Origin of the sequence: Brevundimonas sp. (assembly GCF_046295075.1) — a bacterium.
In the GTDB taxonomy this organism is placed as follows: domain Bacteria; phylum Pseudomonadota; class Alphaproteobacteria; order Caulobacterales; family Caulobacteraceae; genus Brevundimonas.
Window position 1 is genome coordinate 39,873 of record NZ_JBKBOC010000004.1, and the last position, 17,874, is coordinate 57,746.

A 17,874-nucleotide genomic window follows, 5' to 3' on the forward strand; every position below is an offset into this window, starting at 1 on the left:
TTCAAACGGAGTCTGCCTTGTCCCTCCTCATGAGCTGCGCCGGCGCGTGCCTGCTGGTCGCCGCCAACGCCCCCGCCCCTGCCCCCGTCGAGGCGGTCGAGCCCCAGACGGTGGGCGAGATCGTGGTCCTGGGCCGGCGTCAGGCGCCGCGCGACCTGACCCTGGGCGCCGGGCCGGTGACGGAGGCGATGTCGCCGTCCAGCCGCTCCATCGAGAACGACCTGATCAAGGCTGTGGGCGCGACCCGCCTGGCCGACGCCCTGGAACTGGTCAGCGGCGTCAGCCAGCAGAACAATCGCGGCGGGGTGATGGACAACTTCGCCATCCGCGGCTTCCTCGGCACACCTGACGGCGGGGCGGAATATTACGTCGACGGCTTCCTGGCCAACCGGGGCATGGCCCCGCCGCGCGACCCGGCCACGGCCGAGCGGATCGAGGTGCTGAAGGGGCCGTCCGGCGCCCTGTTCGGCGACATCGACCCGGCGGGACGCGTCAACATTGTGTCCAAGACCCCGCGCTTCGCGACCGGCGCCGCCTTCACCGCCACGGTCGGTTCGTTCGGTTTGAGGCGCGGCGAACTGGACCTGACGGCCCCCATCACCGACACCCTGGCCGGGCGGCTGGTGGTCGCGGGCGAGACCAGCACCGGCTGGCGCGACCATGTCGGCCTGGACCGCATGGTGATCGCCCCTTCCCTGACCTGGCGACCCAATGACGACCTTCGCCTGATCTATGTGGGCGAGTTCACGACCTTCACCACCCTGTTCGACCGGGGCATGCCGGCGATCGACGGCGACGCCCTGGCCCTGCCGGAATCGAACTACTATGGCGAGCCGGGCGACGGCGTGACCCGGTTCCGCAACGAACGGCACCAGATCACCGGCGAATACCGCATCAACGACGGCTGGAGCCTGAACGGCGGCATCGCCTGGCGCGGCGGCTCGCTGAAGGGTCTGTCCAGCGACCAGTCCCGCCTGGTCGGCGACCAGCTGTGGCGCCAACGCCGGGGCCGCGACTTCACGGTGGAGGATCTGTCGGCCCGTCTGGAGCTGAACGGCGTGGTTGAGACGGGGCTCGGCGTCCACAACCTCGGCTTCGGGGTGAAGGCCTATCAGCTGACCTATGGCGAGAAGTGGCTGCGCATCAATCCGACCGCCGCCAATCCCTATCCGATCGACGTCTTCAACCCCGTCTATGGCGCGGTGACGCCGCCGACGCCCCTGCCCTTCACCGACAATCTGGAAACCCGCGAGGTCGTCACCCTCTACGCCCAGGATTTGTGGGAGGTGAACGACCGTCTCAGCCTGCTAGCCGGCCTGCGGTTCGACGACTACGACCAGACCATCCGCAACAACCGCACCGGCGCCGTCGGCGAGGCCAGCGATACCCCGCTGAAATACCGCTTCGCCGCCCGCTATCGACTGACCGACAACCTGACCGCCCACGCCAGCTATGGCCAGTCCTTCGTGCTGAACTCCGGGACAGGTCGCGATGGTTTGGGCTTCGCCCCTGAAGACGGCAAGGGTTACGAGATCGGCCTGGCCGGCGCCTGGGACGGGCTGGATCTGGCGGCCACCGTCTTCGACATCGAGAAGTCGAACATCCTGACCACCGATCCCGTGGACTCCAACTTCCTGGCCCCGGTCGGCAAGCTGACGACGCGCGGGATCGAACTGGACGGGTCCCTGCGCATCGACGACGCCTGGCAGGTGGTGGCCAACTACGGCTGGACCGACGCCACGGCCGACGACAGCGCCTTCGCCACAGACGCCGTGCTGAACGTGCCCGAACATTCCGGCTCGCTGTTCGCCATCGGCCGGTTCGCCACGGCGCACGGCACGACCTGGTCGGTGATGGCCGGCGCCGCCTATGTCGGAGATCGGGCCGGCGCCCTGACGCTGAATCCTGTGCGTCTGCCCGCCTATTGGAAGGCCAAGGCGGCTCTGGAATACGGCCTGACGCCCCAGGTCACGGCCCGCATCGAGGTCGACAACCTGTTCGACGAGCGATACGCCGCCAGCTCCTACAGCGCGCTCTGGATCTTCCCCGGCGCCCCGCGCAGCGTGCGCGCGTCACTCAGGATCGCGTTGTGAGGCGACGGCTCAGATGACGAAGTCGTAGACGACCTCGGCCAGGGTGTGATCCATCGTCCTGGCCGGTTCGGCGTTGGTCGGGCAGTTGACCAGCCGCGCAGGAACCCCCGCCACGGTGCAGCCCGACGGCACGTCCTTCAGCACCACCGAGCCCGAGGCGACCTTGGCGTAGTCGCCGACGTGGATATTGCCCAGCACCTTGGCCCCGGCGCCCAGCAGCACGCCCTTGCCGATCTTGGGGTGGCGGTCGCCGCGCTCGGCGCCCGTCCCGCCCAGGGTCACGTTGTGTAGCATCGACACGTCGTCGCCGACCACCGCCGTCTCGCCGATGACGATGCCCGTGCCGTGGTCGAGGAACAGCCCCTTGCCCAGTTGCGCGGCCGGATGGATGTCCAGTTGGAACAGTTCCGAAATCCGGCTCTGGAAGTGGAAGGCCAGCGTTTCGCGCCCCTGTCCCCACAGCCAGTGCGCCACGCGCCAGCCCTGCAACGCCTGGAAGCCTTTGAAATACAGGAACGGCTGCAACAGGTTGCGGATGGCCGGGTCGCGCTCGGCCACTGCCTGCAGGTCGGCCTCGGCCGCCTCGACGATGGCCGCATCCGCCTTGAACGCCGACAGGCAGACCTCGCGCACCGACATGGCGCTCATCTCGCCGTCCGCTAGTTTGCGTGCGATCTGGAAGCTGAGCGCGCCGGCCAGATCGTCGTGCGACAGGATCACCGCATTCATCTGCGACCCCAATTGCGGTTCCTCGCGCGAGGCGGCCTCGGCCGAGGCGCGCAGCTGGCGCCACACGCTGTCGGTTTCGGTCTCCGCGACGACTTCAAGCTTGGCCATGACCGGCTCCTTCGCACTCATCATACGCGCCCCAGCATGGCCTGCGCCAGCGGCTGGGGCAGTTCGCCGTTCAGGGCCATATGATAGGCCTTGTAGGCCGTCGCCACCGTCAGAGTGTCGCGCACCGTCCCGCGCCCGATCTCGTCCAGCAGATCCAGAAAGGGCACGCGCACCACGGAGATGATCTCGGTCGGGTCCGGCGCAACGCTCGCAGGCGCCAGGCCCCAGGCGATCCAGCTCATGCCGATCTCGTCGGTGATGGAGTTCGACATCTCGACCTTCAGGGCGGGCAGCCAGTGCTCGGCCTTCAGCCCCGCCTCCTCGGCCAGCTCGCGCCGGATTCCGTCGAACGGATCCTCGTCCAGCGGCGCGCCACCCTCGGGCATTTCCCACGAATAGTTGGCCAGGGCGAACCGCTGCTGGCCCACCAGGGTCACCGTGCCGTCGTCATGCACCGGCAGGACGCCGGTCCCGACATTCTTGAACCGCACCACGGCATAGTCGGCCTCATGCCCCGTCGGCGCCGTCGCCGGATGTCGGGTCAGGGTCATCCACGGGCTGTCGAACACGGTCTCGGTCCCGTCACTGCGCCACGCCGGCGGCTTGGACAGGCCCTCAGCCCATTTCGGTTCGTCGGAATTGCGCATGGCCCACCTATGGCGAAGACGCGGATGAAAGCCTAGCTAGACGGCATGGTCGCCCTCAACGAACCCCTGCCCCTGCCCGTTCCGTCACAGGCCTTTCTCGACCGTCTGGCGACGCGCCGCTCGGCCCCGGCCCAGGCCCTTGTCGCGCCCGGTCCGTCCGAGGCGGAGCTGAAACAGATCCTGACCCTGGGCGCCCGCACGCCGGATCATGGCAAGCTGTTCCCCTGGCGGTTCGTGGTCATGGGGCCGCAATCGCGCGCCGAGATCGCCGAGCGTCTGGCGGTCCTAGCCGAACTGCACAACCGACCGGCCAAGGATCAGGCGGTCCTGGCCAAGCTGACGGCCGCGCCGCTCACCATCCTGGTCGTCTCGACCCCCGTTCCCGCCGCCAAGCCGATCTGGGAGCAGCAGCTGTCGGCCGGGGCGGTGTGCATGAACCTGGAACACGCGGCGGCCGGCTTCGGCTACGCGTCCAGCTGGATCACCGACTGGTACAGCTACGACCCCCAGGCCACGGCCCTGTTCGGCCTGACCGAGGGCGAAACCGTCGCCGGCTTCATCCATATCGGAACCCTGACCGAGCCGCCGCTGGAACGCCCCCGCCCAGACATGAAGGCCAAGGTCACGCGTCTGCCCTAAGCGGAGCAGTGGCGGATATTAATCTTTCCTCCCTAACATCAGGGCCTTAACTGGAGACGTTTGGGCCGATGTCCTGTGTGGGTTGTAAAGATGGGGCCGGGTTCGACCTGCCGATCACCATGGCGTTTCAGCCCATCGTCGATGTCGCGAACCAGACCGTCTTCGCCTACGAGGCCCTGGTGCGCGGCAAGGACGGCCAAGGCGCCGACCAGGTGCTGTCGCAGGTCTCGCCCGACAATCGCTACGCCTTCGATCAGGTGTGCCGGACCACCGCCATCGACCTGGCGGCCGGTCTGGACATGACGGCCGACGGCGCCAGCCTGTCGATCAACTTCCTGCCCAATGCGGTCTATGAGCCGCGCGCCTGCATCCGCGCCACCCTGGCGGCGGCGATGCGCACCAACTTCCCGCTGAACCGGATCATCTTCGAGTTCACCGAGAGCGAGGCGATGGACGCCGCCCACATCCTGAACATCCTGCGCGCCTATCGCGCCATGGGGTTCAAGACGGCCATCGACGACTTCGGCGCCGGCTATGCGGGCCTGGGCCTGCTGGCCCTGTTCCAGCCGGACATCGTCAAGCTGGACATGGCCCTGATCCGCGACATCGACACCGACCCGGTCAAACGCACCATCGTGCGCAACACCCTGAACATGCTGCGCGACCTGGGCGTCGAACCGGTCTGCGAAGGGGTCGAGACCCTGGCGGAGCACGACGTCCTGCGCGACCTGGGCGTCACCCTGATGCAGGGCTATCTGCTGGCCAAGCCGGCGGTCGAGGCCCTGTCGCCCGTCTCATGGCCGCGCGAAGCCGCCTCCCTGGCCCGCACCGCCTGATCTCTTTCGTCATCCTCCGGCGAGCGTAGCGAGACCGGGGGACCCAGCGGCGCCGAAGGCGAAATCTCTAAGCCGCATGATGTCTGAAGCTGAGTCCGCGACAGGTTCGCGCTCGCGCGCGCCGCTGGGTCCCCCGGTTCCGCTACGCGGCCCGGAGGATGACGAACGTATGGAAGCGCTTATGCCCCCTCCGTCTCCGGCCGGTGAACCAGGGACACCAGCACCACGGATATGATCATCAGCAGGAACCAGCTGCCCAGCTTGGCCAGGGACACCATCTCCCACCCCGCTTCCTGCCCCGGATAGACCCAGGCCCGCCCCAGCGTGCCTAGGTTCTCGGCGAACCAGATGAACAGGGCCACCAGCCCGTATCCCAGCAGCAGCGGCATCGACCGCCTGCGCCTATCCGCCGTGAAATAGAACCACCCTCGCCCGAACAGCAGCACGGTCGCCGCGAACAGCGCGATCCGCACGTCCGGCAGCCAGTGATGGGCGAAGAAATTCACATAGATCGCCGCCGCCAGCGCCCAGGTCGTCCACATCGGCGGATACCCCCGCACCCGGATATGGAAGATGCGCTGCACCCGCGCGATATAGCTGCCCACCGCCGCATACATGAAGCCCGAGAACAGCGGCACCGCCCCGATCCGCAGCAGACTGTCCTCGGGATAGATCCACGACCCGTGCGCGGTCTTGAACAGCTCCATGATCGTCCCCGCCACATGGAACAGGAAGATCACCCGCGCCTCCTCCCAGCTCTCCAGCTTGAAGGCCAGCATGGCCGCCTGGATCAGCACCGCCCCGACCGCCAGAAAATCGTAGCGCGACACCGGCGCCCCTTCCGGCCAGAACAGGAAGGTCGCCAGGATCAAGCCCAGCATCAGCCCCCCGAACAGACACGCCCACCCCTGTTTCAGCCCGAACCACAGGAATTCGTAGGCGTAACGACGCGGGCGGGATTGGTCGGCCCAGGTCTCGGCCCGCGTGAGAAGGCGACGGCCCCAGGCTTCGAGGGGAAGGCGGTGGGTCATGTCTTGTTCCCCTTGCATAAAAACGCCGGTCACCAAGGCGCCAAACTGCAATCAGATGCCTGCTCAGACACCTTTCGGCTCACATGAGGCGCCGCTAGAAACGGCTGGGTCGCACGCAACCTAGCCAAGCATACACTGGCGCTACTGTTTCATTCTGCTAGTTGGCAATCGACTGATTGGGGGACGATCAATGATCTTGAGCGCAATGGCGATCTTGGTGTTTCAGGCGGCAGAACCCACGACATCGGAGACTGCATCAGAGCGTTTGAGGCTTGCGGCGCCCGAGGCCGCCAGCTTCCCGAACACGACCCTGCGGGGTTACGTGGTCCAGGCGACATCGCCTCGCGCAATCCGGGCCGAGATGAACCGCATGAGACCGAGCGCCAACGGGCGCAGTCACGATGCGACGACGACCTGGCGATATTCATTTCGCCTGACCTCATCGAACGGCCGGTGCGACCCCGCAACCGCCGAGGTTGATCACACAATTTCTATCATATTGCCGGATCTTCAAAACCGCGATCGTCTGCGTCGTCAGGACAAGCAAGCCTGGGATCGATATTTCGCAGCGCTGCAAAGCCATGAGGTCAACCACGCCCGGATCGCGCAGCTTGGCGCCCAGCAATATCAGAGCGCCATGCGCTCAGCGCCCAATTGCGAAACAGGACGGACGGCCGGCGCTGAAGTCGCCGCAGCCGTTTCCGCCGCTAGCGTCGAATACGACAGAAGAACCGAACATGGACGACGCGAGGGCGCCGTCTTTCCCAACTAGGATAAGTGCGTCTTATCCCCGGCCGCGATACGTCGGCACGCCCTGATCCGGCAGCCACAGCCCCTCCGGCGGCGCGCCGGTCTGCCAGAAGACGTCGATCGGGATGCCGCCGCGCGGATACCAATACCCCCCGATTCTCAGCCATTTGGGCGCCAGCAGGTCCGCCAGCCGCCGGCCGATGGCGACGGTGCAGTCCTCGTGGAAGGCGCCGTGGTTGCGAAAAGCTGTCAGGTACAGTTTCAGGCTCTTGGACTCGACCAGCCATTCGCCCGGCGCATAGTCGATGACGATATGGGCGAAGTCCGGCTGGCCCGTCACCGGGCACAGGCTGGTGAACTCGGGCGCCGTAAACCTGGCCAGATAAAGCGTATCCGCATGCGGGTTCGGCACCCGCTCCAGCACGGCCGTCTCGGGACTGGTCGGGGCGGCGGTCTGGGCGCCGAGCTGGCTGAGGTTGTCGGTGTAGTGGGTCATGCGGGGCATTTAGGCGCTTGCGGCCTTCTTGAAAATCCTCCCCCATCGGGGGAGGGGGACCGCGGAGCGGTGGAGGGGGCCGGCCGCGCACGCGGTCGAGGACGCAAATGACCTACGCACCTAAGTCGACCGTCGCCCGCGCCCGCGAGTTGCGCCGTGAAATGACCCTGCCTGAGGTGCTGCTGTGGGGCCAAATCCGGGGCCGCTGCCTCGACGGAATTCTCTTTCGCCGCCAGCATCCCATCGGCCCCTACATCCTGGACTTCTATTGCGAGGACGCCCGTCTGGCGGTCGAGGTGGACGGCGACAGCCATGCACAGCCCAACGCCGTCGAACACGACAGGCGCCGGACCGAATGGCTGAATGCGCGCGGGATCACCGTCGTTCGGATCGCGGCGCGGGATGTGCTGGGCGAGATGGCGGCGGTGGTGGATCATATTCACCGACAGGTGCGCGATCGGCCCCCTCCACCGCTACGTGGTCCCCCTCCCCCGATGGGGGAGGAATAAGACGCGCCACCCATCCTTCTTCCTGAAAACTTCATTCGCCGTTTCAATGCCCTGACATCCATCAGCGGCAATCGACCAACCGCCCCCGCAAACTCCCCTACAATGCGAGGTTTCAGCTCAGAGGAGCGAAACGTCGGACCCGGAAAGCCCAACCCCGCCCGCCAAATTGCACTTCCTTGCACTTTGCACTCCATTCCCGCGTGCAAATGCAATTCCACCCCGCCCCGATTTCAGACGATTGAGACTCTGTTTTTCACCCCGCCGTCTGAAATCCTCCCGATTGCCTTCCCCCGCGACAGCCCGCTAAGCGTAGCGAAAGAAAACTCCAGGAGACGTCCGTGGCCATTCCCGCTTCGCTGCAAAAAGGTCTGATCCTGCCGATCATTTCGGCGCCCATGTTCCTGGTCTCGGGGCCGGACCTGGTGGTCGAGGCCTGCAACGCGGGCGTCATCGGCACCTTCCCGTCACTGAACCAGCGCACGACCGAGGGCTATCGCGACTGGATTCACGAGATCAAGGGACGGCTGAAGCCCGAGGCCGCCGCCTTTGGCGTCAACCATATCGTCCACCCGACCAACCCGCGCCTGATGGCCGACATGATGGTGTCGGTCGAGGAGAAGGTGCCGCTGATCATCACCTCGCTCGGCGCCGTGCGCGACGTCGTCGATGCCGTTCATGGCTATGGCGGTCAGGTCTTCCACGACATCGCCAACATCCGTCATGCGCGCAAGGCGGCCGAAGCGGGCGTCGATGGTCTGATCCTGGTCGCCAACGGCGCGGGCGGCCATGCGGGGATCATCAACCCCTTCGCCCTGGTCAACGAGGTCCGCAGCTTCTTCAAGGGGACCATCATCCTGTCGGGCGCCCTTTCGACCGGACAAGATGTCGCGGCGGCGCTGATGCTGGGCGCCGACTTCGCCTATATGGGCACCCGCTTCATCAACACGACCGAGGCCATGGCCGCCGACGCCTATAAGCAGATGGTCATCGACAGCGGCGCGACCGACATCGTCCACACCCCGGCGGTGTCGGGCATCCCGGCCAACTTCATGAGCAAGTCGTTGATCGAGAACGGGATCGACCCCAAACACCTGCCCGAGCACAAGCTGGACATGGGCGACGAGGCCAAGGCCTGGAAGACCGTCTGGTCCGCCGGCCAGGGCGCGGGCGCCATCCACGACGTCCTGCCGACCGCCGAACTGGTGGCACGCCTGCGACAAGAGTTCGCTCAGGCCACGGATGAATTCGCCATCAAGGCCGGAGCGCGCTAAAGGCGGCGCCAATCCGCATCTCGCGCGTTGGAGCCGCCATGATCCGCACGACCGTCCTCGCCGCCCTTTCCGCCGCCGCCATTGCCGCCCCTGCGGCGGCCCAGTCCGCCCCCGGCGCGTCCGCGTCGCGCGACGCATGGTCGTTCGAACTGGGCGCCGGGACGGATAACCGTTCCAAAAACGCGTCCAAGTCCGGCAACGACGGCTACGCCTTCGGCTCTGCGACCTGGGAAAGCGCAGACGGCCTGCTCTATGTCGGCCCCGGTTTCCAGACGATCCAGTCCGGCGGCTCCAACGTGGAGGCGGAATTCGTCGCCGGCTATCAGCCCGAGGCCTTCGGCTACGCCTTCGACTTCAACGTCGCCTACAAGAACCGCCTCGATGCCGAGGCCGGGTATGACGAAGACGCGTGGGAGTTCACCGGCAACGCCAGCCGCTCCATCGGCCCGGCCAGCGCCCGCCTTCAGATCCAGTATTCGCCCGACGCCGCAGGCTCGACCGAGGCCTTCACCTGGATCGAGGGCCGGGTGGGCTGGGACTTCACCAATCGTTTGAACGGCACGGTCGCGCTGGGCCGGCGCGAGCAGGACAATGCGCCCGACTACACGGGCTGGAACGCCGGTGCGACCTACGCCCTGACGGACGCGATTGAGCTGGACCTGCGCTACTACGACACCAACGCCCACACCTTCGGCGAACAGTACGAAGACGCCTTGGTCGCCAAGGTCGCCTACGCCTTCTGAGCCCCGCGCCTTGCACAAAGGGCGCTGGAGGCCCATATAGGGGCTGTCGATCTCTCTGCGTAACGCCGCTGCTCCCTTTGCATCACGCACCGAGGTCCAAAAGCCGATCCCATTCAGACCCGACAGGCCGCCCAGGGATTCCTCCCTGCGGTCAACGCCAGACGGAGGTCTCCAAATGGCTACCGGCACTGTAAAATGGTACAACCCCACCAAAGGCTACGGCTTCATCGCTCCCGATGACGGCGGCAAGGATGTCTTCGTCCACGCCTCGGCCGTCGAAACGTCGAGCGTTGGTTCGCTGAACGAAGGCCAGAAGATTTCCTACGAAATCGAACGCGACTCGCGCTCCGGCAAGGAATCTGCTGGTCGCCTTACGGCGGCAGAGTAGGACACGCTTCTCAACACGCACGCCATCGCTTTTGATGGTGTCGTGACGAAGCACCTGCCTCTGGGCGGCCGCAAGGTTCGCCTGGACAACGGCCACGTCGTCTCGGTCCTGCCCTCGCTCGGTTCGCCTAAAGGCCTATCCGTGCTGGGCGACCGCGTCGTGGTCGAGATCGCCTTCAATCAGCTGAAGGGCTGGCGCCTCGCGCGCCGGCCCTGAAGCCCGTTCCATCAGGACGTGACCCATGACGACCCTCGCCGAAAAAATCCCGACGATGACCGACGCCGACCTCAACAGCCTGCGCGCCAACGCCACGCGCTTGGCCGAAACCGGCGCCTCCACTCAGGTGATGGCCGCCGCTGATATCCTGCCTGTGATCGACACCGAGATCGCCCGCCGCGCCGCCCTGCCCAAGGCCGCCAAGGCGCCGGTGAAACGCGCCGCTCCCAAGAAGAAGCTGCCGCCCGTCACCGGCCACCAGACCGCCCTTCCCTCCAGCTGAGTTCAGCGCAGGGCCTGATCCAGATCCGCGATCAGGTCCTCGACGTTCTCGACCCCGACCGATAGCCGGATCAGGTTGTCGGTCACGCCGCCTGCCTCGCGGACGTCCTTGGGCACGCTCGCGTGGGTCATGATCGCCGGGTGGTTCACCAAGCTCTCGACCCCGCCCAGCGACTCCGCCAGGGTGAAGACCTCGACCCGCTCTAGCACGCGCTTCGTGCGCTCCAGGTCGCCTTCCAGAATCACCGTCACCATGCCGCCGTAGCCGCCGCTCATCTGACGCGCGGCCAGCTCGTGCTGCGGGTGGGCGATCAGGCCGGGATAGATCACCTTCTCGATCCCCGCCCGAGTCTCCAGCCACCGCGCCACCGTCAGGGCGTTCTCGCAGTGCGCCTTCATCCGCAGCGCCAGGGTCTTCAGGCCCCGGTTGGCCAGGAAGGCGTCGAACGGCCCCATGATGCCGCCGACCGAGTTCTGCAGGAACTTGATCCGCGTCGCCAAGTCGGGATCGGCCGTCACCAGAACCCCGCCGATGATGTCCGAATGGCCGTTCAGATATTTTGTCGCCGAGTGCATCACCACATCCGCCCCCAGGCTCAGCGGCTGCTGGCAGAACGGCGTGGCGAAGGTATTGTCCACGATCAGCAGCAGGCCGTGCGCCTTGGCTACCTTGGACAGGGCGGCGATGTCAGCCAGTTTCATCAACGGATTGGTCGGCGTCTCGACCCATAGCATCTTGGTCTTGGGCGTGATCGCCGCCTCGACCGCAGCGATATCGCTCAGGTCCACATAGGCGAAGTCCAGCCCCATGGTCCGCCGGCGCACCCGCTCGAACAGCCGCCACGAGCCGCCGTACAGGTCATCGCCCGTCACGATGTGATCGCCCGCATCCAGCAGCTCCAGCGCCGTCGAGGTCGCCGCCATGCCCGAGCCGAAGCCGAACCCGTGCGTCCCGCCCTCCAGGTCGGCGATACAGGCCTCGAACGCCTCGCGCGTCGGGTTCTTGCCCCGCGCATACTCATAGCCCTTGTTCACACCCGGGCTTTCCTGGGCATAGGTCGAGGTCGCGTAGATCGGCGTCATCACCGCACCCGTGGTCGGGTCGGGACGCTGACCAGCATGGATGGCGCGGGTGGAAAACCCTTGGCTGTTCTTGTTGTCGGCCATGGTTCTTACCGGTTCAGGCTGAGGTGGTTGATCAGGTCGGTGCGGGTGATCAGGCCGACGAAGGTTTCGCCGTCCAACACGATGGCCACCCGGTCTCGGTCGAAGACGGGGATCAGGGCGTCCAGCGGCTCCTTGACCTGAAGCGTGTCCAGATCGCGCGTCATGGCCGAGGCCACCGGCTTGGCGAACCGTTCCTTGCGGGTGATCTCGTCGGTGTTCATCACCTGGATCAGGTCGCTTTCGTCCAGGATGCCGACCAGACGGCCGTCCTCGATGATCGGCAACTGGGACACGTCGGCGCCCTTCATCCGCTTGAAGGCGGTGTCCAGGGTGTCGCCCGGTCCGGCCACGACCACGTCGCCCTTCTCGTATTTGCGGTTGATCAGGTCCGACAGGTCGCCGTGCAGCTCACGCTCGCCCAAACCCTGATCGGCCAGCCAGGCGTCGTTGTAGACCTTGGACAGATACTTGGCCCCGGTGTCGCAGACGAAGGTGACACAGGTCTTGGCTTCGGTCTGTTCGCGGCACCAGCGCAGGGCCGAGGCGATCAGGGTGCCCGACGACGAACCGGCCAGAATGCCTTCCTTCAGCAGCAGTTCGCGCGCCGTGGCGATGGCCTCCGCATCCGGGATCGAATAGGCCTTGTCGATCAGGCTCATGTCCGCCGTGTCGGGCACGAAATTCTGGCCGATGCCCTCGACGGTATAGCTGCCGTCCGGGCCCGGCACGCCGTCGTTGACGATGCCGGCCAGGGTCGAACCCACCGGGTCGGCCAGGATGATTTGGGCCTTGGAGCCGACGCTCTTCAGATAGCGCGCTACGCCGGTGATCGTGCCGCCCGAGCCGATGCCGGCGACGAAGGCGTCGATATCCCCGTCCGTCTGCTCCCAGATCTCCGGCCCCGTCGTCTTCACGTGGGCGTCGGCGTTCGACTGGTTGGCGAACTGGTTGACGTAGTAGGCGCCGGGAATGGCCTGGGACAGGCGCTCGGCCATGTCGGTGTAATATTCAGGATGCCCGTGCGGCACGTCCGAACGCGTCAGGCGAACATCGGCGCCCATGGCCCTGAGATGCTGTATCTTTTCCTTCGACATCTTGTCCGGGATGACCAGCAGCACCTTATAGCCCCGGGCCCGGCCGACCAGGGTCAGCGCCAGGCCCGTATTGCCCGCCGTCGCCTCGACGATGGTGCCGCCTTCCTTCAGCCAGCCTTCCTTCTCAGCCGCATCCAGCATTTCGACCGCGATCCGATCCTTGATGGAGCCGCCGGGGTTCTGGGACTCCAGCTTGAGCAGCAGACGGCACTTGCCGGTGTCGATCTTCGTCACCTCCACCATCGGCGTCTTGCCGATCAGATCCAGCGGCGACTTCACGGTCGCGCTCAGGGCGGGGGCATGCAGGGACATCGAAGACTCCATTCGGGGACGGCGGAAGCTGAAGCCCCGCATTCACTCGGTCAACTCACGCAAGATTTGACCCCCCAAGATTTACCCAAAGGCGCGGTTCCGCGCTACGACAGACATAATGACCAATTCATCCAAGAGGCCGCCCGCCGGCCTGCCCGACAAAGACACCCTCCTCGCCTTCCTGCGCGAGGCCGGATCGGCCGAGAAGACCGATATCGCACGCCATTTCGGACTGAAGGGCGGCGATCGCCGGGCCCTGCGCGAAATGATCCGCGAACTTGAAGAAGAAGGCCGGCTGGGCAAGCGCGGTCGCAAGGGCTTCTCCGAAGCCGGCGCCCTGCCTCCCGTCGGCGTCGCCGATGTGATCGAGCGCGACGCCGACGGCGAACTATATGTCCGCCTGGTCGAGGCCAGCGCCGACGCGCCGCGCGCCATCCTGATGCCCGACAAGTCCAAGCCCGGCCCGGCCCCCGGCCTGGGTGACCGGGTTCTGGTCAAGTTCCAGCGCGGCGCTGAGGGCTGGGAGGCCCGACTGATCAAGAAGCTGGACGTCGGAACCAACCGCGTCCTGGGCGTGATCCGCAAGTCGGCGCGCGAGACCCGCGTCGAGCCCGTCGATCGTCGTTCCAAGGACGTGCTGCTGGTGCCCCAGGCCCAGTCCGGCGACCTGCGTGACGGCGACCTAGTCCTGGCCGCCATCGAAAAGGGCGAGCAGCGGTTCGGTCCCAAGCGCGGCAAAATCCTGGAACATATCGGCAAGGAGGACGATCCCCGCGCCGCCTCCCTGATCGCCATCCACGCCCACGGCGTCCCGACCGGCTTCTCCGAGGCCGTCGAACGCGAGGCCGAGGATCAGGCTCTGCCGACGCTGAAGGGGCGAGAGGACCTGCGCGAGGTTCCCTTCATCACCATCGACCCCGCCGATGCGCGCGACCACGACGACGCCGTCTATGCGGCCCGCGACGAAGATCCGAAGAACGAAGGCGGCTGGATCGTCTGGGTCGCCATCGCCGACGTCGCCGCCTATGTCCGCCCCGGAACCCATCTGGACCGCGAGGCGCGCGACAAGGGCAACTCGACATACTTCCCCGACCGCGTCGAACCGATGCTGCCGGAGGTTCTGTCGAACGGACTGTGCAGCCTGAAGGAGGGCGAGAACCGCGCCTGCTTGGCTGTGCGGATGGTCTTCGACAAGGACGGCCGAAAGACCGGCCACAAGTTCGTACGCGGCCTGATGCGGTCCCACGCCAAGCTCAGCTATGAACAGGCCCAGGCCGCCATCGACGGGCAACCAGACGACGCCACCGGCCCGATCATGGAGGCGATCCTCTATCCGCTGTGGAACGCCTATCACACCATGCTGAAAGGCCGTCTGAAGCGCAGCCCGCTGCAGATCGAATCGGCCGAGCGCCGCATCCGCATGGCTCCGGATGGCGGAATCGCCTCCATCGAGAAGCGCGCCTCGCTGGAGGCCCACCGGCTGATCGAAGAGATGATGATCCAGGCCAACGTCTGCGCCGCCGAGACACTGGAGCAGAAGCAAACTCCACTCATTTACCGCATCCACGACACGCCCAGTCAGGAGAAGATCTTCAACCTGGCCGACTTCCTCTCGACCATCGGCAAGCCTTGGAACAAGGGCGAGCCGGGCACGACCAAACGGTTCAACAAGCTGCTGGACGAGACGCGCGACACCGAACACGCCGATGTGGTCAACGAGGTGGTTCTTCGCAGCCAGATGCAGGCGATCTACAGCCCCGAGAACATCGGCCACTTCGGCCTGAACCTGGACCGCTACGCCCACTTCACCTCGCCGATCCGGCGCTATTCCGACCTGATCGTCCACCGCGGCCTGATCCGGGCGCTGGGGTTGGGCAAGGACGGGCTGACGGACCGCGAGATCGCCGAACTGCCGGCCATCGCCGAGGGCGTGACCATGACCGAGCGCCGGTCGATGGCCGCCGAGCGCGACGCCATGGACCGCTACATCGCCGCCTTCCTGGAGGACCGGGTCGGGGCCACCTTCACGGGGCGCATCACCGGCGTGACCCGGTTCGGCCTGTTCATCCGGCTGGACGAGACGGGCGCCGACGGCCTGGTCCCCGTCTCGACCCTGGGCAGCGAATATTTCGCCCACGACGACCGCGCCCACGCCCTGATCGGCGAACGCACCGGCAAGCGTTTCACCCTGGGCCGCAAGGTCGAGGTCAAGCTGATGGAGGCCACGCCCGTCACCGGCGGCCTTGTGTTCGAAATGCTCAGCGACCCCGAACCCCGCGACCCCAACGCCCCGGCCCCGCGCTATGGCGTGCGTGGACGCGGCGGCGACGGCCCGCCGATGCGCGGCAAGAACCGCCCGGGCGGTCCCAAGCCCGCAAAGGGCGGTCGTCCCTCCGGCGGCCTGAAGGGCGTGCGCAAGGGCAAGCGGAAGTGACGCAAGGCCCCCTAATCCTCCCCCATCGGGGGCGGGGGACCGCGAAGCGGTGGTGGGGGCTAACCACGCACCGTGTCTGGGGTTGCCCCCCTCCACCACGCTGCGCGCGGTCCCCCTCCCCCGATGGGGGAGGATTGTCATGACTGCCCCCTTCGACGCCGCACAGGACCTGACCGATGCTCCGCGCATCGGCGGCGCGCAGCGGCCCAAGGATGCGGCGACGCTGATCCTGACGCGGGGCGGCTCGCGGCCCGAGGTGCTGATGGGAAGACGGGCGCCGGGTCATGTCTTCATGGCGTCGAAATGGGTGTTTCCAGGCGGGCGGATCGACCGCAGCGACTTCACCGCCGCCGCGACGGGCGACCTGCCCTCCGACGTCGCGCGGCGGCTGGAAGGCGAACTGCCGGCCCGCCGCGCCCGCGCCCTGGCCCTGACGGCGGTGCGCGAGACGTTCGAGGAGACCGGGCTGATCCTGGGGCGGCCCGCGCCGAGCGCCTCAGTCGCCGGACCGTGGCGCGAGTATCGTCAGGCGAGCGCCCTGCCCGATCTGTCGGTCCTGTCCTACATCGCCCGCGCCATCACGCCGCCGGGCCGCACGCGGCGCTTCGACGCCCGATTTTTCATGGCTCCGGCCGAGGCTCTGCTGAGCCCGGAGCCGACCGCTGGGTCAGGCGAACTGGACGAGATCGCTTGGCTGCCGCTGGATGACGCGCGCAGCCTGGACTTGCCCGCCATCACCCGTTTCGTGCTGGGGGAGTTGGCGGAGCGGCTGGAACACCCGAACCGCCCCCTGCCCTTCGTGCGGATGGTGCGGGGCCGCCACACGGTCGAACACAGGGACTGACATGGCCGGATCGACGATCACCCTGCGCCTGACCATCGCCGATCCCGTCGCGGGCGTCGCCTATAGCTTGCAGGACAAGGCGAACATGCCGGTCGAGCCACGCGTCGCCGGCGACTCCCCGATCAGCTTCGATGTCCCCGTCACCCTGTCCGACGACAGGCGGCTGACCGGTCCCTTCGTGCGGCGCGAGGGGCCGGCGCGGCGGTTCGTCTATATCGCCATCGGGACGTCGGCGGGCCAGCACGCCAGCGAATGGAGCCGACGCGCCAAGATCGACATCCACGACATTCCTGCCGATCTGCTGGTTCAGGCGCGCGAGGGGCGCCTGCTGGAGGTCGTCCTGCCCGGCCGCGCGAAGGATGGCGGTCCGGCCTGCGCCACCGTGCGGCCGCTTCAGGCCTGGCGCGCCGTCTGAACTAGTCGGCGATCGGCTTCGTCAGGTCGAACTCGACGCGGAAATGGCGGCTGGGGCGGCGCAGTTCATAGGCGAACATCCGGTCGGGATGAACCTCCATTGCCCAGACATTGGTGGTCGAGACCGCCGCGTCGTTGGCGTTGAACAGGGCGATCGATTCGGCGTCGACTGGAAACTCCTGCCGCTCGGCCGTGCCCGCGCCGGCCGTGTCGCCGCCATACCAGTGCAGGACGTCGGTCGTGCCGTCCTCATGCCGGTGATCGTGCTTCAGGCGCAGGCCCGTTTGGGTCTTAGTCACGACCCAGGTGCGCGACCGATCCTCGCCCACCGCGAACGGAATGCGCACCTCGTCCGCCGAACAGTCGCGGACGTGCATGATCAGCCGCTCGCTGGCGAACGTGGCGTCGGCGGCGTCGGTCGTGACGACCCGGCCTTCGAATCGCTGGCCGCACAGGGCGTTCAGCCTGGCCAGGAACAAGTCCTGCGCAGGATCAGGGGCCGCAGCCGCAACGCCGGCGGACGACAGGGAAACCAGGGCCGCAGCGGCCAGCAAGGATGCGATTTTCATGCGGTCACACTATATGTGCATCCGACCGCATCAACGTGGCATCGCGCCCGTTGACTTTGGGGCGATCCTGAGTATGTTCCGCGCCTCTTATTTTAAGCGGCTTTCGCCGTCGCAGAGGTAATTCCGATGGCCAAACCGGCTTCCATCAAGATCCGCCTGAACTCCACGGCCGACACCGGCTTCTTCTATGTCACCAAGAAGAACGCTCGCACCATGACCGAAAAAATGGTCGTCAAGAAGTACGACCCCGTCGTGCGCAAGCACGTCGAGTTCAAAGAAGGCAAGATCAAGTAACCACTTGA

21 protein-coding genes are annotated in these 17,874 nt (G+C 66.5%); 14 read left to right on the top strand and 7 right to left on the bottom strand.

From position 1 onward, the window contains the following. Positions 1–17 precede the first annotated feature (17 nt). A complete protein-coding gene (locus tag ACK4MH_RS04785; RefSeq protein ID WP_409715479.1) occupies positions 18–2,093 on the top strand; it encodes a TonB-dependent receptor in 2,076 nt (691 codons plus the stop codon). Positions 2,094–2,102: 9 nt separating this feature from the next. Here the strand turns inward: ACK4MH_RS04785 and cysE are convergent, their stop codons facing one another. Further along, a complete protein-coding gene (gene cysE, locus ACK4MH_RS04790; RefSeq protein WP_409715482.1) occupies positions 2,103–2,930 on the bottom strand; it encodes a serine O-acetyltransferase in 828 nt (275 codons plus the stop codon). A 20-nt stretch (positions 2,931–2,950) separates the two neighbouring features. Beyond that, positions 2,951–3,577, bottom strand: coding sequence for an NUDIX domain-containing protein (locus ACK4MH_RS04795; RefSeq protein ID WP_409715485.1), 627 nt, complete (start codon positions 3,575–3,577; stop codon positions 2,951–2,953). 45 nt (positions 3,578–3,622) lie between these two features. On the opposite strand from ACK4MH_RS04795, the gene ACK4MH_RS04800 reads away from it, so the two are divergent. Continuing rightward, positions 3,623–4,216 carry a nitroreductase gene (locus ACK4MH_RS04800; RefSeq protein ID WP_409715488.1) on the top strand — a complete coding sequence of 198 codons (594 nt, stop codon included), beginning with the start codon at positions 3,623–3,625 and terminating at the stop codon, positions 4,214–4,216. A gap of 68 nt (positions 4,217–4,284) precedes the next feature. Beyond that, positions 4,285–5,052, top strand: coding sequence for an EAL domain-containing protein (locus ACK4MH_RS04805; protein WP_409715491.1), 768 nt, complete (start codon positions 4,285–4,287; stop codon positions 5,050–5,052). A 179-nt stretch (positions 5,053–5,231) separates the two neighbouring features. On the opposite strand, the gene ACK4MH_RS04810 is transcribed toward ACK4MH_RS04805, so the two are convergent. Further along, positions 5,232–6,083 (bottom strand): DUF817 domain-containing protein, encoded by an 852-nt coding sequence (locus ACK4MH_RS04810; RefSeq protein WP_409715494.1) that lies wholly within the window; start codon positions 6,081–6,083, stop codon positions 5,232–5,234. Positions 6,084–6,273: 190 nt separating this feature from the next. On the opposite strand from ACK4MH_RS04810, the gene ACK4MH_RS04815 reads away from it, so the two are divergent. Continuing rightward, on the top strand, positions 6,274–6,855 hold the full coding sequence (locus tag ACK4MH_RS04815) for a DUF922 domain-containing protein (protein ID WP_409715497.1): 582 nt from the start codon (positions 6,274–6,276) through the stop codon (positions 6,853–6,855). A 12-nt stretch (positions 6,856–6,867) separates the two neighbouring features. Here ACK4MH_RS04815 and queF read toward each other — a convergent pair whose 3' ends face one another. Beyond that, positions 6,868–7,329 carry a preQ(1) synthase gene (gene queF / locus ACK4MH_RS04820; RefSeq protein ID WP_409715924.1) on the bottom strand — a complete coding sequence of 154 codons (462 nt, stop codon included), beginning with the start codon at positions 7,327–7,329 and terminating at the stop codon, positions 6,868–6,870. Positions 7,330–7,436: 107 nt separating this feature from the next. Between queF and ACK4MH_RS04825 the strand changes: the two genes are divergently transcribed. The 6 genes from ACK4MH_RS04825 to ACK4MH_RS04850 all read left to right on the top strand — a co-directional run bounded on the left by ACK4MH_RS04825 (position 7,437) and on the right by ACK4MH_RS04850 (position 10,739). Continuing rightward, entirely contained in the window at positions 7,437–7,838 is a 402-nt protein-coding gene (locus ACK4MH_RS04825) for an endonuclease domain-containing protein (RefSeq protein WP_409715499.1), read from the top strand. A gap of 338 nt (positions 7,839–8,176) precedes the next feature. Further along, the gene (locus ACK4MH_RS04830; protein WP_409715502.1) at positions 8,177–9,109 is read left to right on the top strand and encodes an NAD(P)H-dependent flavin oxidoreductase; all 933 of its coding nucleotides are present in this window, start codon (positions 8,177–8,179) and stop codon (positions 9,107–9,109) included. Between the two features lie 38 nt (positions 9,110–9,147). Further along, positions 9,148–9,852: a TorF family putative porin gene (locus ACK4MH_RS04835; RefSeq protein ID WP_409715504.1), complete on the top strand. Its 705-nt coding sequence runs from the start codon at positions 9,148–9,150 to the stop codon at positions 9,850–9,852. Positions 9,853–10,027: 175 nt separating this feature from the next. Beyond that, the gene (locus ACK4MH_RS04840; protein ID WP_008260450.1) at positions 10,028–10,240 is read left to right on the top strand and encodes a cold-shock protein; all 213 of its coding nucleotides are present in this window, start codon (positions 10,028–10,030) and stop codon (positions 10,238–10,240) included. A 42-nt stretch (positions 10,241–10,282) separates the two neighbouring features. Next, positions 10,283–10,456 carry a hypothetical protein gene (locus ACK4MH_RS04845; protein WP_409715506.1) on the top strand — a complete coding sequence of 58 codons (174 nt, stop codon included), beginning with the start codon at positions 10,283–10,285 and terminating at the stop codon, positions 10,454–10,456. 25 nt (positions 10,457–10,481) lie between these two features. Next, positions 10,482–10,739, top strand: a complete 258-nt coding sequence (locus ACK4MH_RS04850; RefSeq protein WP_135195276.1) for a hypothetical protein — start codon at positions 10,482–10,484, stop codon at positions 10,737–10,739. Between the two features lie 2 nt (positions 10,740–10,741). Here ACK4MH_RS04850 and ACK4MH_RS04855 read toward each other — a convergent pair whose 3' ends face one another. After that, on the bottom strand, positions 10,742–11,905 hold the full coding sequence (locus ACK4MH_RS04855) for a cystathionine gamma-synthase (protein ID WP_409715508.1): 1,164 nt from the start codon (positions 11,903–11,905) through the stop codon (positions 10,742–10,744). A 5-nt stretch (positions 11,906–11,910) separates the two neighbouring features. Continuing rightward, complete coding sequence (locus ACK4MH_RS04860) at positions 11,911–13,311, bottom strand: pyridoxal-phosphate dependent enzyme (protein ID WP_409715511.1); 1,401 nt, start codon at positions 13,309–13,311, stop codon at positions 11,911–11,913. Between the two features lie 118 nt (positions 13,312–13,429). Here ACK4MH_RS04860 and rnr point away from each other — a divergent pair, with 118 nt between their 5' ends. The 3 genes from rnr to ACK4MH_RS04875 all read left to right on the top strand — a co-directional run bounded on the left by rnr (position 13,430) and on the right by ACK4MH_RS04875 (position 17,004). Further along, positions 13,430–15,745, top strand: a complete 2,316-nt coding sequence (rnr, locus tag ACK4MH_RS04865; RefSeq protein WP_409715514.1) for a ribonuclease R — start codon at positions 13,430–13,432, stop codon at positions 15,743–15,745. A 139-nt stretch (positions 15,746–15,884) separates the two neighbouring features. Continuing rightward, positions 15,885–16,589, top strand: coding sequence for an NUDIX hydrolase (locus ACK4MH_RS04870; RefSeq protein ID WP_409715517.1), 705 nt, complete (start codon positions 15,885–15,887; stop codon positions 16,587–16,589). 1 nt (position 16,590) lies between these two features. Then, positions 16,591–17,004: a DUF5990 family protein gene (locus tag ACK4MH_RS04875; RefSeq protein WP_409715520.1), complete on the top strand. Its 414-nt coding sequence runs from the start codon at positions 16,591–16,593 to the stop codon at positions 17,002–17,004. Position 17,005: 1 nt separating this feature from the next. Here the strand turns inward: ACK4MH_RS04875 and ACK4MH_RS04880 are convergent, their stop codons facing one another. Continuing rightward, complete coding sequence (locus ACK4MH_RS04880) at positions 17,006–17,572, bottom strand: hypothetical protein (protein ID WP_409715523.1); 567 nt, start codon at positions 17,570–17,572, stop codon at positions 17,006–17,008. Between the two features lie 126 nt (positions 17,573–17,698). Between ACK4MH_RS04880 and rpmG the strand changes: the two genes are divergently transcribed. Next, positions 17,699–17,866 (top strand): 50S ribosomal protein L33, encoded by a 168-nt coding sequence (gene rpmG, locus ACK4MH_RS04885; protein WP_003164451.1) that lies wholly within the window; start codon positions 17,699–17,701, stop codon positions 17,864–17,866. Positions 17,867–17,874 lie beyond the last annotated feature (8 nt).